The organism is Levilactobacillus yonginensis, assembly GCF_003946265.1.
Classification (GTDB): Bacteria; Bacillota; Bacilli; order Lactobacillales; family Lactobacillaceae; genus Levilactobacillus; species Levilactobacillus yonginensis.
Window position 1 is genome coordinate 16,577 of sequence record NZ_RHNO01000015.1, and the last position, 14,677, is coordinate 31,253.

At 47.3% G+C, this 14,677-nt stretch carries 13 protein-coding genes and 1 tRNA gene; 9 read left to right on the top strand and 5 right to left on the bottom strand.

Annotated features, from left to right (window positions below; genetic code table 11):
• Positions 1–3: 3 nt before the first annotated feature.
• The 6 genes from nadE (at position 4) to EKM87_RS08535 (ending at position 5,171) form a co-directional block, all read left to right on the top strand.
• Positions 4–834 carry an ammonia-dependent NAD(+) synthetase gene (nadE, locus tag EKM87_RS08510; protein ID WP_125683784.1) on the top strand — a complete coding sequence of 277 codons (831 nt, stop codon included), beginning with the start codon at positions 4–6 and terminating at the stop codon, positions 832–834.
• Between the two features lie 21 nt (positions 835–855).
• Positions 856–1,290, top strand: coding sequence for a hypothetical protein (locus EKM87_RS08515; protein WP_125683786.1), 435 nt, complete (start codon positions 856–858; stop codon positions 1,288–1,290).
• Between the two features lie 151 nt (positions 1,291–1,441).
• Positions 1,442–3,634, top strand: coding sequence for a Tex family protein (locus tag EKM87_RS08520; protein ID WP_125683788.1), 2,193 nt, complete (start codon positions 1,442–1,444; stop codon positions 3,632–3,634).
• Complete coding sequence (locus tag EKM87_RS08525) at positions 3,627–4,106, top strand: SprT family protein (RefSeq protein ID WP_125683790.1); 480 nt, start codon at positions 3,627–3,629, stop codon at positions 4,104–4,106. Before EKM87_RS08520 ends, EKM87_RS08525 begins: the two co-directional genes overlap by 8 nt.
• Before the next feature lie 19 nt (positions 4,107–4,125).
• A complete protein-coding gene (thrB, locus tag EKM87_RS08530; protein ID WP_125683792.1) occupies positions 4,126–5,007 on the top strand; it encodes a homoserine kinase in 882 nt (293 codons plus the stop codon).
• 79 nt (positions 5,008–5,086) lie between these two features.
• A tRNA-Leu gene (locus EKM87_RS08535) sits at positions 5,087–5,171 on the top strand.
• Positions 5,172–5,363: 192 nt separating this feature from the next.
• Here EKM87_RS08535 and EKM87_RS08540 read toward each other — a convergent pair.
• Positions 5,364–6,389, bottom strand: coding sequence for a hypothetical protein (locus EKM87_RS08540; RefSeq protein ID WP_125683794.1), 1,026 nt, complete (start codon positions 6,387–6,389; stop codon positions 5,364–5,366).
• Positions 6,390–6,769: 380 nt separating this feature from the next.
• Between EKM87_RS08540 and EKM87_RS08545 the strand changes: the two genes are divergently transcribed.
• The 3 genes from EKM87_RS08545 to EKM87_RS08555 all read left to right on the top strand — a co-directional run bounded on the left by EKM87_RS08545 (position 6,770) and on the right by EKM87_RS08555 (position 9,362).
• A complete protein-coding gene (locus EKM87_RS08545; protein WP_125683796.1) occupies positions 6,770–8,194 on the top strand; it encodes an MATE family efflux transporter in 1,425 nt (474 codons plus the stop codon).
• A 98-nt stretch (positions 8,195–8,292) separates the two neighbouring features.
• On the top strand, positions 8,293–8,904 hold the full coding sequence (locus EKM87_RS08550) for an HAD family hydrolase (RefSeq protein WP_125683798.1): 612 nt from the start codon (positions 8,293–8,295) through the stop codon (positions 8,902–8,904).
• 35 nt (positions 8,905–8,939) lie between these two features.
• A complete protein-coding gene (locus tag EKM87_RS08555; RefSeq protein WP_125683800.1) occupies positions 8,940–9,362 on the top strand; it encodes a PTS sugar transporter subunit IIA in 423 nt (140 codons plus the stop codon).
• Positions 9,363–9,523: 161 nt separating this feature from the next.
• Here EKM87_RS08555 and EKM87_RS08560 read toward each other — a convergent pair whose 3' ends face one another.
• The 4 genes from EKM87_RS08560 to EKM87_RS08575 all read right to left on the bottom strand — a co-directional run bounded on the left by EKM87_RS08560 (position 9,524) and on the right by EKM87_RS08575 (position 14,475).
• Positions 9,524–10,765 carry an RNA-guided endonuclease InsQ/TnpB family protein gene (locus EKM87_RS08560; RefSeq protein ID WP_164506465.1) on the bottom strand — a complete coding sequence of 414 codons (1,242 nt, stop codon included), beginning with the start codon at positions 10,763–10,765 and terminating at the stop codon, positions 9,524–9,526.
• Between the two features lie 160 nt (positions 10,766–10,925).
• On the bottom strand, positions 10,926–12,056 hold the full coding sequence (locus tag EKM87_RS08565; protein WP_125683804.1) for a GGDEF domain-containing protein: 1,131 nt from the start codon (positions 12,054–12,056) through the stop codon (positions 10,926–10,928).
• 231 nt (positions 12,057–12,287) lie between these two features.
• Entirely contained in the window at positions 12,288–12,935 is a 648-nt protein-coding gene (locus tag EKM87_RS08570) for an EAL domain-containing protein (RefSeq protein WP_125683806.1), read from the bottom strand.
• Positions 12,936–13,347: 412 nt separating this feature from the next.
• Positions 13,348–14,475 carry an LCP family protein gene (locus EKM87_RS08575; protein ID WP_125683808.1) on the bottom strand — a complete coding sequence of 376 codons (1,128 nt, stop codon included), beginning with the start codon at positions 14,473–14,475 and terminating at the stop codon, positions 13,348–13,350.
• Between the last annotated feature and the right edge of the window lie 202 nt (positions 14,476–14,677).

Genomic DNA, 14,677 nt, shown 5'->3' on the forward strand with positions numbered 1-14,677 from the left:
AGCATGCGTGCTATGCAAAAGACGATTATTGAAGCTTTAAAGGTACAACCGACCATTGATCCTGCCACGGAAGTTCGTCGCAGTGTGGACTTCTTGAAGGATTATTTAAAGCGGTACGATTTCATGAAGACCTTGGTCTTAGGAATTTCTGGTGGCCAAGACTCCACGTTAACTGGCATCCTGTGTGAACAGGCTGTGACTGAGTTACGTCAGGAAACGAACGATAATGACTACCGGTTTATTGCGGTTCGTTTACCCTACGGTGAACAGGCGGATGAGGACGATGCCATGATGGCCATCGACTTCATGGGGGCCGATGAGGTTGAACGCGTCAACATTCAGCCGGCGACGGATGCTATGGTGGCCGCAGTGACCGCTAACGAGGAATCTGTGAGTGACTTCAATAAAGGCAATATCAAAGCACGGCAACGAATGATTGCGCAATACGCCATTGCTGGTGCTCGTTCTGGGGCCGTTGTGGGAACGGACCATGCTGCGGAGGCCATCACCGGTTTTTACACGAAATTTGGGGATGGCGCGTCAGACATTTGTCCAATTTGGCGGTTGGATAAGCGTCAGGGTGCAGCTATGCTGGACTACTTAGGTGCCCCAGAGCACCTCTATAAGAAGGTGCCAACGGCTGATTTGGAAGAAGACCGGCCGGCGCTTCCCGATGAGGTGGCCTTAGGCGTTCACTACGCTGATATTGATGCGTACCTGGAAGGGCACGACATTGCTGACCAAGCAGCAGAAAAAATTGAGAATTGGTACCAAAAGACCGCGCACAAGCGGCATTTACCAGTCAACGTTTACGATACGTTCTGGCAGAAGTAAACTAAGACGGAGGTTAACAGAATGCGTAAAAACAATATGAACGGGTACATCAACGTTTTATCGAAAGTTCTACAAGGAACGGAAGACGCCGCGGGAGAAATGAACGCGGACTTTGAAACGATGCGTCAGGCCATCGACAACGGGACCGTTGGCGACTTATCCCAAGTTGATTTACAAAAAATTGCGGACAACTTTCAACGCGGTACCGATGGTTACGAAGATAAGTTGAACCAACTTGAACAGGCAAGTGCCCCAGTCCGGGTATTGGGCAAACACAAGTCTTTGGTGGCAGCTTACCGGGTCTACACCGATGCTTGTCAGTCCATGACTGATAGTTTAGATGTAGAACACCAAACGGTTGACCAGGCTGCGTTTGATGAAGCTGAAAAAACGCAAGAGAATGCTATGGGTAAAGTGACCGCTGCAATTCAACGGATTATGAGCAGTCCAATGTAGGACGTTAAAACTCGTGAAGATACGCAAGGATTCCGGTACTGACGGAAACTCTTGCGTATTTTTTTGACCGCTCAGCTTAGTCGAGTTATGGACGGTGGGCGGTCGTCCCATGGTATAATGCAGATATGACGAAACGTAACGGAGGGGTTGCATGGCAACACAGAAGAATGAGAATGCTTTACGTGAATTGGCTCAGCCGGTTCATGCCCAGCTCAGTCAGTATAAAGTGACCCAAATACAGGCCGTGCTGTCCCTTCTGGATGAAGGGAATACGGTCCCATTTATTGCACGGTACCGGAAGGAACGTACGGGGTCGCTGGATGAAGTCGCGATTCGTGACATTGAAGACGAGGCCCGCCGGTTGATGAAATTAAATCAACGCCGACAAGATGTTGTAAAATTAATCGCTGAACAGGGAAAATTAACCCCACAACTGCGGCAGTCATTGACTCACGCCACCGTTCTCCAGCAAGTAGAAGATCTTTACCTGCCGTATAAACAAAAGCGACGGACTAAGGCGACGATTGCGCGGGAGAATGGGTTAGCGCCGCTGGCAGAATGGTTGCTACATTTTCCGGCCAACGGACTAACTGCCAAAGCGCAAGGCTTCGTGAACCTGCAGAAGGAATTACCCGATGTGGCGGCCGTATGGGCTGGTGTCCATGAAATCTTGGCGGAAACGTTTAGTGAACAAGCTGCTTTTCGAGAATGGATTCGCCGTTATACTTGGCAACACGGTGAGCTGACCAGCAAGCTGAAACGGGGCGCAACCGACGAGCAACAGGTGTATGCGACCTACTATGACTTTAGTCAGCCACTGAAGCAGTTACCACCTTACCGGGTGCTGGCTATTAACCGAGCAGAACGGGAAAAGGTTCTCACTGTGGGGGTTAACGTAGACCCAGCTTCAATCCTGCAGTATGGGTACTTTCGGCTGATCGGGCAGCATCAGGGCCCAGCTGTGGCGAAAGTGGAGGCTGCATTTGCGGACGCCTACAAGCGGTTCCTGGGCCCCGCCATCGAGCGGGAACTCCGGCGGCAATTGACCGAGAAGGCCGATGACCATGCAATTCAGGTGTTTGGAAATAACCTGTATCATCTGTTGATGCAGGCACCGTTGAAGGGCAAAGTGGTGATGGGGTTTGATCCCGCGTACCGGACCGGCTGTAAGCTGGCTATAATGGACGCTAACGGCCGTTTTCTGGCTAAACAGGTCATTTACCCACATAAGCCGGCAAGTGGCAAGCAGCGGACGGCAGCGGGGCCAGAGTTCAAACGATTGCTGGACACTTACCACGTGGAAATGATTGCCATTGGTAATGGGACGGCGAGTCGGGAATCGGAAGAATTTGTTAGTGAGATTCTCAAAACTTTAGACCATCCCGTTTATTACGTATTGGTGAATGAAGCGGGGGCATCCGTCTACTCAGCTAGCGCGAATGCCAGGGCGGAATTTGCTGATTTTCACGTAGAGGAACGGTCGGCCGTCAGCATTGGTCGGCGGTTGCAGGACCCCTTAGCCGAACTGATCAAAATTGATCCCAAGGCCGTGGGGGTTGGTCAATACCAACATGATGTACCGGAAAAGGCTTTGGATGATCAGCTGGATCGCGTTGTGGAAACGGCTGTGAACCAGGTCGGTGTCAACGTGAATACGGCCAGTCCGGAGCTATTGACGCACATCTCTGGGCTGACGGCGACCACGGCGAAAAATGTGGTGGCTTACCGAAATGAGAACGGTGCGTTCACGTCGCGTCAGGCTTTGAAAAAGGTCCCACGCTTGGGGCCCAAGGCTTACCAGCAAGCGGTAGGATTCCTGCGAATCATTGGTGGTACCGATCCGTTGGACAACACGGATATTCACCCTGAAAGTTACACGGTGGCTAGAAAATTGTTGACCGGTGTGACGGCGACGCTGAGTGATGTAGGCACCGTTAAGCTGCAGCAGAAGTTGGCGCAATTAAACCGGCAACAGTGGTCAACCCAGTTGGCTGTTGGGACGGCGACGTTGGCAGACATTATTGACGGGCTGAGTAAGCCCGGTCGGGACTTGCGGGATACGATGCCGGCACCATTGTTGCGTCAGGATGTGTTGACCATGGCTGATTTGAAGCCAGGGATGGAGCTGCAGGGGACCGTCCGTAACGTTGTTGATTTTGGGGCCTTTGTAGATATTGGTGTGAAACAGGATGGATTGGTTCACATTTCCCAGTTGGCGGACCATTACGTTGGTGATCCCAGCACGGTGGTAACGATTGGGGATGTGGTGACCGTCTGGGTCCTCACAGTTGATGAGAACCGGCAGCGCATTCAGTTGACGATGCGAGCTGATCATCATGACTGATGAAGAGCTACAGCGATTGGTGGAACAAATTTCACGCGAAAGCTTTGGTAAGGAGTTCCGCCACCGGGCCATGTTTAATTCGCGGTTAAGAACGACGGGTGGTCGCTATCGATTACAAGATCACAACATTGAAATTAACCCGCGGATGTTAACTGAGCACGACGAGGCCACTTTGGTAGGCGTGATCAAACATGAGTTGTGCCATTACCACTTACATTTAGGCGGTCAATCCGGGCAACATCGAACGGTTGCCTTTAAAAAGTTATTGAAACAGGTGGGGGGGCTACGTTATGCCCCGGCACCCGTAAATCAAAAGCCCCGGATCAGACGTTGGAATCTGTACATTTGCACAAACTGCCAACAGAAGTATTACCGGGCAAGAAAAATTGATGTTAAAAAGATGGTGTGTGGTCGGTGTCATGGTCGTTTGGCCTGGCAAAAGATTGTTTTAGCACCCACCCGTCCGCATTAGGTTTAGGAGGCAAGAGCTCATGGGAAAAACGATTATTCGGGTTCCCGCAACGTCGGCGAACCTGGGCCCCGGAATTGATTCAATTGGGGCAGCGTTACATCTGTATTTAACGGTGATTATTGAGGAAAAGACTGAAAAATGGCGGGTCAACCACGCGTTGGGAACCGACATTCCGCGGGATGAAAATAATTTGATGGTCCAAACGGCTTTGAAAATCAAGCCGGATTTGGCACCCCATCAGTTAACCGTGATGTCTGACATTCCAGTGTCACGGGGATTAGGGAGTTCAACGAGTGCCATCATTGCGGGAATCAAGATTGCTAATGAGCTTGGCGAGTTGGATTTGACGATTCCGGAACAGTTAGACTGGGCCATCAAGTTGGGTGGCGCGTTGGACAACGTTGCCCCAGCGCTGATGGGTCAAGCTGCGGTTGCCACAGTGGATGGTGTCCACGCCGATGCCATTAAGTTACCATTACCTGATTTGCAGGTGCTGGTCTTTATTCCCGGCCAGAAGTTGATGGCGGAAAAGAGTCGTGAGGCACTGCCTAAGACGTTGCCTTTGAACAAGGCCGTGCATGCTAGCAGTGCGGCTAACGTCTTGGTCGCTGCGTTATTGAAAAAAGATTGGGAACTCGCGGCGAAGATGATTGAACGCGATGAATTCCATGAACAAGCGCGGTCACAACTCGTACCAGAACTTAATACGATTCGGGATGCGGCCCATGATTTAAATATTATGGGAACGTACTTAAGCGGGGCTGGGCCTACGGTCGTCACGTTTGGCACGTCAGCACAGCTAACCCTGTTACGTGGGAAATTAGCGGATCAGGATCTGCCGGGTAGCCTGCGCATTATTGAGCTGGATCAGGACGGTGCGACGGTCTTAACTGATGCATAAATAAATTTTTTTTGAATTAACTTGCAAAAAATATTGTCAGGTGCGAAATCATTTGTTATACTATTTCTTGTGAGTTAATGCGGCCATGGCGGAATTGGCAGACGCGCAAGATTAAGGATCTTGTCCGGGTAATCTGGGTGGAAGTTCGAATCTTCTTGGCCGCATCATAATTACGGAGACAGCAATCAGATTACTGATTGCTGTTTTTTTATGGAATTAATGAAAAGCGGATGTTTCTGGTAGTTAAAAAGTGGGGGGGAGCTAGCGGTGCGCTAACGGGAATAAAAAATCAGACAGGATATTCTCAAAAAAGAGAATTCCCTGTCTGATTTTTTATTCCGGGTATCACTGCCGATTTACTGTAAGCTTTGAATGTAGGCTTTAGCTTTTTGTTCACTAAAGGATGATTCACCGTTAGGGCTACCTTGCAAATAGTAAGCGTACGACTCGGCAATATCTTGAAGGTTGGCGTAGAACTTTTGATTACCGACGTTGACTGTGATCCGGAAGGTTCCGGCGTCACCATTGTCATTATCATAGGCTTGGAAAACGTGGCCGAGTGACATCGTTAATTTGTAGAGTGTTTTACCAGCGACCTTTACCTTCTTGGTCCCAAAGCCGGTCATTGGTTTAGCTAAGTAGTAGGTGTACGTGGACTTACCACGAGTGAACTTTTTGATCTTAATGGATTGCGCAATTTTGGTGTAGTTCACTTGCCCTGACTTGGTGGTGTAATTATGATAGTAATTCAAGTAATTATCAGCGGTGACTGTCACAAATCCATTATTGGCTCTGTCGGTGTCAAAATAGGATTGCAAGTTTTTCCGATAGAGTCTGGGAAGATTGGAGTAGGCACCGTAAGCAAAAGCCGTCTTGGATTTGTGTTCAGTTAGAAAGGCTGTTTGCGCAGATGTATTCAACTTCTTCATGGATACAGCATATGACCACTTGTGCCCGATGACATTCAAAACTTTCTTCTGATTCTTTTTGGAAAGGACGGTCGTGTCAACGTTGGCTATTCCCCAGGTGCTAACGTTACCAACGACGACAGAATGTTTTCCCAGGGTGACGCCGTGGGTTCGATTCTCATTGCCGATTGCGAGTGGTTGACCAATCGTAAAGACGTCCGGTTGGAAGTCTTTAACGACGGAACTACTCATATTGATTCGAGTCAGTCGGGTTAGATTTCGCATGCCAACCTTATCGAATTCACTGTCGACCTTTTTGGTAGTCTTCGTGGTCTTTTTATCAAGTTTGGCGTAGTTGTTCAACTGGGCCAGCTTGCCTTTGCTCATGGCGGATGCATTCGTGACAGCTAAACTGCCAACTGTGGCCCCTAACAGCATGAGCAATACCGCACTCGTTCTTCTAAATGATAACAATCTAATTACCCCCTATAATGAATATCCTACTTCAATGGCTAGTGTAACGCTTTTTGTAATGCATGAGAATAAGCATATTAATGAATGGGAGTAGGGGAGCCACTGATGAATCACGTAATCTGTTGAATAATCAAAGTTATTTTCTGAAAATAATACTGAAATGTCACTAGAAAATGACAAACAGATAACAATTTTTAAGGGAAATCGTTTTCAGTGGAAATGGGGGTTCAAATGCGGTTAAAAAGGGCGTAGAATGCCTTATTACAGCGAAAAATCCGATTGAAAAATAAGTGAGCAAATTTGCTGACAATCCGGGTGTTTCGCGTTATAGTAGTCTTCTTGTGTGTTTAGCAAGATAAATATTAGAAGGAGGTCGGCGTATGAGCGACTTAACCAAGGGCAATTCCCTGAAACTTATTTTCTTTTTCACGATTCCATTGTTGATTGGTAACTTATTTCAGCAATTGTATAACGTCTCCGATACCGTTGTTGTGGGACAAACTCTTGGTGTCAAGGCGCTCGCCGCTGTTGGAGCTACCGGTTCCATTAACTTTCTGATTATTGGCTTTGCCCAGGGCTTAACTGCCGGCTTGGCCATCATTACGGCAACGCGATTTGGCGCACGCGATTATCGTGGGGTGCGGCGGTCGTTTGCTGCGAGCATTATCATTTCGATTTTAATGACGATTGTTTTAACGGTTTTAGCATTAACGTTTGTTGATCCCATTTTAAAGTTGATGCAGACACCTGCGTCAATCTTCGACAATGCGCGGACCTTTATCAGTATCATTTTCGCTGGTATCTTTGCGTCCATGGCATTTAACCTGTTGTCCAACATTATTCGGGCATTAGGCGATTCACGAACACCACTGATCTTTTTGATGATTGGGACGGTGGTTAACGTGATTTTGGAATTATTGTTCATTCTGGTCTTTCATATGGGGGTTGCCGGTGCCGGTTGGGCAACAGTTATTTCTCAAGTGATCGCGTCACTCTTATGTGTGGGCTACATTGTGCGGTCAATTCCGTTGTTACACATTTCAAAGGAAGACTTCAAGTTTGATTTAAATGAATTGTGGCAACACTTTTCAACGGGGATGCCAATGGGATTTCAGCTTTCCATCATTGCAATTGGGACGATGGTTATGCAGGCAGCGTTGAACTCACTAGGGACTGATTCCGTTGCTGCTTCGACGGCGGCGTCTAAGGTTGATCAACTCTGCTCGTTACCAATGTCTTCATTCGGTGTTACTATGGCAACTTTTGCTGCACAGAACTTTGGTGCGGGTAAGTTTGGTCGAATCTTAGAAGGGGTCAAAAAGACCCTGTGGTTATCTGGGAGCTTTGCCGTTTTCGCTGGTGGTTTGGTTATCTTCCTGGGTAAGCCAATCGTGACCTTGATCATCGGTACTGCTGATGAGAACGTGATTCACTTGTCACAGACGTACTTCAACATTATTGGTAGTACGTACCTGTTGTTGAGTGTGTTGTTTATTATTCGGAACACCCTTCAGGGACTGGGTCGACGTGTTTTGCCGACTTTGGCCGGTGTTGGTGAATTAACGATGCGGGTGTTTGCCGCTTTATTCATGGTCCATGCCTTTGGTTATGCTGGCGCAGTTTCAGCAGAACCATTAGCTTGGTTGGGATCATGTGCCATCTTAGTGCCATCCTGGATTCGGGCAGTTAAGCAACTGCGGAACTTACAGCGTTCTGTTGACGTCGTTGAAGGGAAGACCGAAACGACGGAAGAGAACTTAGATGCACCAAGAATGATGGCAGCATCTCCCAAATTAGAGTCCTAACCTAAAGCGTGATAAACTAGGGTGTAGTCGGTATGACTGCATCCTTTTTTTGATGCACTAAGGGTCAACCAACCTGTGATTGAGGAGAAGTTATTTAAATGAAAAATTTTATTTTTGACATTGATGGTACGTTGTTAGATACGGAGGCGATGTACATGAAGTCCCTGCAGGCCGTTCTTCACGAAAGGGGAATTGACCGGGAGTACGCAGAATTAGTTACAACCTTTGGTATTCCTAGTCGTGAAGCACTGGTACGACTAGGAATCGCTGATATTGATGACGTGCTAGCTGCCTGGGGACCGAGAACGGCTCAATATCGTGAATCAGTTAAAGTGTATGCAGGTGTCAAACCAGCATTGACGGCTTTGAGAAAAGCGGGTGCTCACCTGGGAATCATGACGTCAAAACAGCAATTTGAATATGAGCGTGACGTGACGGCTGAGGGCCTAGACACAGAGATGAGTATCGCTGTCGTTGCAGAAGATGTTGCGCACGGTAAACCGGAACCCGATGGGATTCTATTAGCCATGCAACGTTTAGGTGCCAAGCCTGCCGAAACGGTCTATGTCGGGGATACGGCCTATGATGCGCTGGCTTCTAAAGCAGCAGGTGTGACTTTTGGTTTTGCCGCTTGGAATGGTCGTCAACCACGGGATTTCACACCTGACGTGCGTTTTGCAACGCCACAAGCCATGTTAAAATTGATGTAAGTGTTCCTTAAGTATAAGAGGAAAGGGATGGCAACATGTTAGCCATAATCGTCACTGGCCACGGTGAGTTTACCCGTGGTATTTTGCAGAGTGCCGAGATGATCTTTGGCAAGGCGCCCAAAGTGACAGCAGTTACTCTGGGGGCTAAAGAGAGCGTTGAAGACCTGGCCAATCATTACCAGGCTGCAATTCAAGCTATGCGACCGGTTGATGAGTTATTGTTCTTAGTGGATTTGTGGGGTGGGTCGCCCTACAATGCAGCTAAGCAAATTGTTGCACAACATGCAGATAAATATGGTCTCGTTTCAGGATTAAATCTGCCAATGTTAATTGAAGCATTGTCGAGTCAAAAGCAACCACTAGCGGAAGTGATTCCACGAATTGAAACGGCTGCTAGAGCGGGAATTCGCCACGTAGAAGATGCTAACGATACGGCGGCTGATGAAGAGGACTTTTAAGGTAGTTGCGTGGACTCAGTGGTTCCACGGTTGGTAGTCAACTGCGTCATGGACGCTTACGAGCCCTGGTTAGCAATCAGGGAACCGTAATTTGCGTGATTTTTCCTAGGTTAAGTATTGGCCATCACGCCAAACCCGCAAGTTGCCAAACGGGGGAGCTATTATGCTAGACAGAGTAACCCACGGTTTAAGATATTTTGGGCAGCATTCTGATCACGGCGGTGAAACGTCAGGCAGTGTGGACACCACCAGGTGCGTTCACGACAAGTCAGCTTTTGCTGGCCATGCAGGACGTATCCGCAGTGGCTACAGGTTTGGGTAGTTGAAACGGGATCGACCGTGATAAATGTTCGTCCGTATAATTGCGCTTTATAGTGCAACATAGACAGCAACGAAATCCAGCCTGGGTCACGAAAACGCCAGGACATGGCATAGTTACGGGCAGTGTCCTGGCCCCGAAGCTCTTCTGCAACTACGACATCGTGATGACGAATAATTTGGGTACTCAATTGTTGTAAAAAATTTTCCCGTTGCTGGTGTAATTTAATGAGTAGCTTTGCCACACATTGGCGTTGCTTCTGGTAATTTTTGGCGGTCCTTAGGGGTCGCCTTTCCTTTTGGGCTAAATGGCGTTGCAAATTTAATCGCCGTACCGCTCGCCTAAAACGGGAACTGAGTCGCCGATTGAAATGGGGACTGGCTACAGTCCTCCCCGTTGAAGTGGTTAAAAAATTGGCAGTATTCAGGTCGATGCCTACGGGGTGAGGCTGGGCGTCTAAATGCTGAACAAAGGGAGCGGGACTGGATAGTTGTAAGGAAAGGTAATAGTGATTAATGGCGTCTTTAGTTAGGGTTACCAGGTTAATTTGAATTGGAGTCTCTCGGTTCAGCAGACGGTGCTGCGAACCGGCCACACGTAATCGCCCAATGATGGGCAGCGTGACGTGGTGTGCATCGGTGAATGCAATCGATCCGTTGCGCAGGGATCCGTGACTACGATGGTGGTACTGACAAGCCAACTGGTATCGCCACGTATAGCTTTTCCGTATAAAGTGGGGACGCTTGGCCCGCCCGAGTACGTAAGCCGTCTGCCGGTTGTGATAATCAATAATGGCCTGTAACCGGACGTGAGCGTCAATGCGAGAATCTGTTAGGAAGGGATGATTGAGGGCCATTCGCTGATAATCTAGACTTTTGGTGAGGTATTGGATGAGGGTATGGACTTTGGTTGGTGGGTGTTTAATTTGATGAAGATGTTCCAATCGCTGTTGAATGGCATGATGCTCGTTGTAGACGAAACGGTACGCCTCAGCGTTACGTTTGATCAATTGTTTTTGCCGGTCGGAAGGGTAGATTCTTACCTTGATGCCAAAACGATAGGGGAGTTGTCCAAAGTCTCTCATGAAGCCACCACCAATCTGAGTTTTTGGTAGCTTTACCATAACATGCTCACGTTGATTATTCACCCCATTCACCTTATAACGTTTTTCATACCGAATACTAAAAAAATCGTAAACAAAAAGCGCTGCTTCCATTTCCCATTGGAAAGAAGCAACGCTAATTTTAGCCAACCGTGACTTGGTCTCGGCCGTGGCGTTTAGAATAATAGAGATTCTGATCAGCCCGTTTATAAACGTCCAGCTGTTCAGCGTCTGCTCGACGGACTTGGGTCACGCCAACTGAGAGGCGAACGGCGATCTGATTACCAGCCTGTTCAAATTTGGCTTCACGAATGGACTGTGCAATGGCATCGATGTGGGTCCGTGCCTGGTCCGTTGTGTAGTTGGTGAAGAGAATTGTGAATTCTTCGCCACCAGTTCGGTAAAGTGAGAGTTCTGGGTCGATAGTCTGCAACTGTTTCGTGATCAGGCTAGCGGTACGGTTAAGCACGTAATCGCCAGCTAAATGACCATACGTATCATTGACGTTTTTGAAGTGGTCAATATCAAATAACATTAGCGTCAATGGCTGATTGGCGAGCTTACTCTGACCAAAGCCGCGTTCAAAATCATTTTTGAAGGCAAAATAATTTTTGACCTTCGTTAATTCATCAAAATTAGTCGTGTAGGTTAATTGGGCTAGCGTTGAGGCACTGGAAATCAACGTTCCCAGGTAAATGTACATAATGGTGAGCAAGAAGAAACTAAAAATTAATTCCCAGAGAAGTGTGTTGCGCGGCAATTCATAGCGAATCCCAATCAGTCCCCAGAGAACGGCAGAGAATGCGAGACTGGCTATCGTATAGTCCACGAAGTCTAGCCAGTGATGATGGCGATGCTTCTTTACCTGTTTCATCGCATAAAATAGGCCAATGTAAAAGGCGGCAAAGACCCAAGATAGACCGAAGAACATGGTACCATTGACGACCATGAAGATGACGATCACACTGATCAGTTGCCATAGATGGATGTCTAATTGGAGGAAGTAGCTGACAAATACAATCGCAAATATTTGAAAGTTAGCGAAGACCCAACTATTAGAAGTACCGTTGACAGCTAATTGCATACCAACAATTAAGAGGGCAATGTAAATGACCCCAACGTGAGTGCGTACCTGATCAGGGTCAGGATGTTTGCCACGATTTTTAAGAAAACGAATAATCTCGTTTGTAAGGAACCAATATAGGGTTAAGACACCGAGGAGAAAGAAGAGACTGGTAAAGGCCGGTGTCACGAACCAGTGGGACCAAGTCAATATGAGTCACCATCCAATCCGGAAAAATAAGTTTTTAATATCAATTAATTTCATTGTCACATATTAACGCGTTACCAGCGCTTTTGCCATGATAACGAAACAGTCTTGAGAAAATGGATAGAGAAAAAGCGGTCTAACTGTTCGACTTGGTAACAGACTTATAAAAGTGTCCCTAAAAAAGAGGCCCAGGAAGATATTCCCGGACCTCACAAAAATTTTAAATTAAGCTGTTTAAACTAGACTAGGTTTGCCGTAAAGATATCCTTGATGAAGCGTAATACCGAATTGTTTGGCAAGTTCCTGATCCTGTTCGTTCTCGACACCTTCCAGAACGAGCCGGAGACGGAAGTCCCGGGCGGTTTGAGCCCAGAAGGCCAAACTAGCCGGAATTAAGTCACCTTCGCCACTCATGCGCAAATTTTGCATAGCAAACTTGATCTCATCGACGAAAGGTAATAGGAAACGAATGTTTTCGTAAGTGTTACTTCCAGTGCCCACATCGTCTAACACTAAGCCAATGCCGTATTGATGAACGGACATACTGAAGAGTTTCATTTCATCTAACGTCGGCGCTTCCGTCAATTCAATCGTAAGCGCTGCGGGAGCGATACGTTTTTTAAGTGCGATAATTGTTCCCAGAGTTAAGGGATCTCGTAATTGTTGATTGTTAAGGTTAAAGGCCAAGACTTGGTTATTAACAGCGGTGTGCAGGGATGAAGCTGCTTCTTCCAGGAGCTTTGCCTGGTCAGTCACGGAAATATCCGTAAAGTGTTTTGGCAAAACCCAGGTATCATTTTCCTGCTTACGTAGTAAAACTTCGTAACCAAAAACCCGTTTATCATCTTGATTTATTTGAGGCTGTACGAAAAATCGATACATGCCGATCCTCTCCTTTGGACGCTTTAAAGACCATTCGTTCTGATAAGTTTAAATCCATTTTAACGCATTATTAAAAAAGCACAACGACATATATCTTTTAGTGTGGTAACTTCAGAATGGTATGACTCGCTTACCCTAATGATTATCGGGGTCGCAATTCATTTCTACAAGAACAGGCGAGCATTTCTAGCACTGTTTCACATTATCGAAGTGTTCTCGTCATTTGCTAGCGACTGATAAATCTTGGCAAAAATACCAAATTGGCAGAATTGTCGCAATTAAAAAATGCAGACGAGACGTCTGCACTTATCATAGCATATAATTGTGTACTTCGCGCTAATTGGTTACTTTGACTGGCCAACCAGAAAAAAAGGGTCCGAGACAATCGTCTCGAACCCTTAGGAATTATCTATTAGTAACCGTAACCGGTATTGGTTGCAGTTCCGGTGGTACCGTCGTAACCAGTGGCGCCAGTAGTAGACGTGTCTGCGTCAGTCGTAAACTTCGTCGTGTTAGCCAGACCCAAAGTCTTTCGAATATGATTGGAAACCTTCTTTAACTCGGTCGTGGTAGGGACTTGATAGGAAAGACCGTCAATCATTGCGTCCTGTCCTTGCAAAGTTTCAGAACTAATATGATGAGACGCGTCGCCGTATTTGGCCCGAATCTGCATCAAATCGTCGAAGGTCAAGTCAGTCTTTAAATTACCATTCAGCGACTTGAGAATGGTTTGGTAACGGGTAATCGATGAAAGCCCGGCTGCCTTAACAACCAGCTTTTGTAGAACTTCCCGTTGCCGTTTTTGCCGACCGTAGTCGCCTAGTGGATCTTCGTGACGCATCCGGGAGTAATCTAGGGCCTGTTTCCCATTAAGATGGGTCTTTTTGCCCTTGACCACGTTAGCCGCACCATAGTGGAAAGTGAGTGGCGGTTTAACGTCTACCCCACCAACCGCGTTGACCATCTTTTCTAGCCCACCCATGTTGACGATGGCGTAGAAGTCGATTGGAACATCCAAGAGGTCTTCCGTTGTTTTAACGGCAGTTTTGGCACCACCAATGGTGTATGCCGCATTAATTTTTTGAATGGAAGCATTCTGGCCGGAACCAACTGTGACCCGCGTATCCCGCGGAATACTGGTCAAGTAGGCTGTTTCCTTCTGGGGATTAATGGTGGCAACCATCATGGTATCGGTTCGCCCAACATCTGAACGACCCAAGGCACCGGTGTCAGTTCCCATTAAGAGAATTGAGAATGGTTTGTTCGACCGTAAGACGGCTGACACATTCCGACTCTTAGCGGCGTTCGAGGCTTCATAAGTTTGACTGAAGGTCTTCTTGGCCGAGTTCCATGCCTGATAGCCGTATGCTAAGCCCCCGCCTAACAGAACGAGTAGGGCAATGACAATCGTCCACATGACTGGACGGTGTGGGTGAACTTGTGGTTGTTTGTAGTGTGAGTTTCGGTCGGCACGCCGGTCGTAGACTTGTTCAAAGTCTTCGGGGGAGTGTTGCCGCCGTGGTTTATTATCATTTGGCATATTTATTTTCCTCATCCTCATCAAAATCTTTAGACCATTATAAGCCGGATTTCCCACCAGTTAAAAGGGAGCCAACCAACTTTACCAGATTTTAAAATTCCCCTGGAATCCCATCTGTAGACTCAATTAATCCATTAGACCATAAATTTCGACGTTCGTAAATGTGTGGGCACCGTCAACTCCCAGATAATGAGGGAAAGTT

Bases quoted from the DNA above. Each gene is read 5' to 3' on its own strand.
- EKM87_RS08525 (WP_125683790.1), top strand. From the start codon at position 3,627: ATGACTGATGAAGAGCTACAGCGATTGGTGGAACAAATTTCACGCGAA.
- EKM87_RS08555 (WP_125683800.1), top strand. From the start codon at position 8,940: ATGTTAGCCATAATCGTCACTGGCCACGGTGAGTTTACCCGTGGTATT.
- EKM87_RS08560 (WP_164506465.1), bottom strand. From the start codon at position 10,765: ATGAGAGACTTTGGACAACTCCCCTATCGTTTTGGCATCAAGGTAAGA.
- EKM87_RS08545 (WP_125683796.1), top strand. From the start codon at position 6,770: ATGAGCGACTTAACCAAGGGCAATTCCCTGAAACTTATTTTCTTTTTC.
- nadE (WP_125683784.1), top strand. From the start codon at position 4: ATGCGTGCTATGCAAAAGACGATTATTGAAGCTTTAAAGGTACAACCG.
- EKM87_RS08520 (WP_125683788.1), top strand. From the start codon at position 1,442: ATGGCAACACAGAAGAATGAGAATGCTTTACGTGAATTGGCTCAGCCG.
- EKM87_RS08575 (WP_125683808.1), bottom strand. From the start codon at position 14,475: ATGCCAAATGATAATAAACCACGGCGGCAACACTCCCCCGAAGACTTT.
- EKM87_RS08570 (WP_125683806.1), bottom strand. From the start codon at position 12,935: ATGTATCGATTTTTCGTACAGCCTCAAATAAATCAAGATGATAAACGG.
- EKM87_RS08515 (WP_125683786.1), top strand. From the start codon at position 856: ATGCGTAAAAACAATATGAACGGGTACATCAACGTTTTATCGAAAGTT.
- thrB (WP_125683792.1), top strand. From the start codon at position 4,126: ATGGGAAAAACGATTATTCGGGTTCCCGCAACGTCGGCGAACCTGGGC.
- EKM87_RS08550 (WP_125683798.1), top strand. From the start codon at position 8,293: ATGAAAAATTTTATTTTTGACATTGATGGTACGTTGTTAGATACGGAG.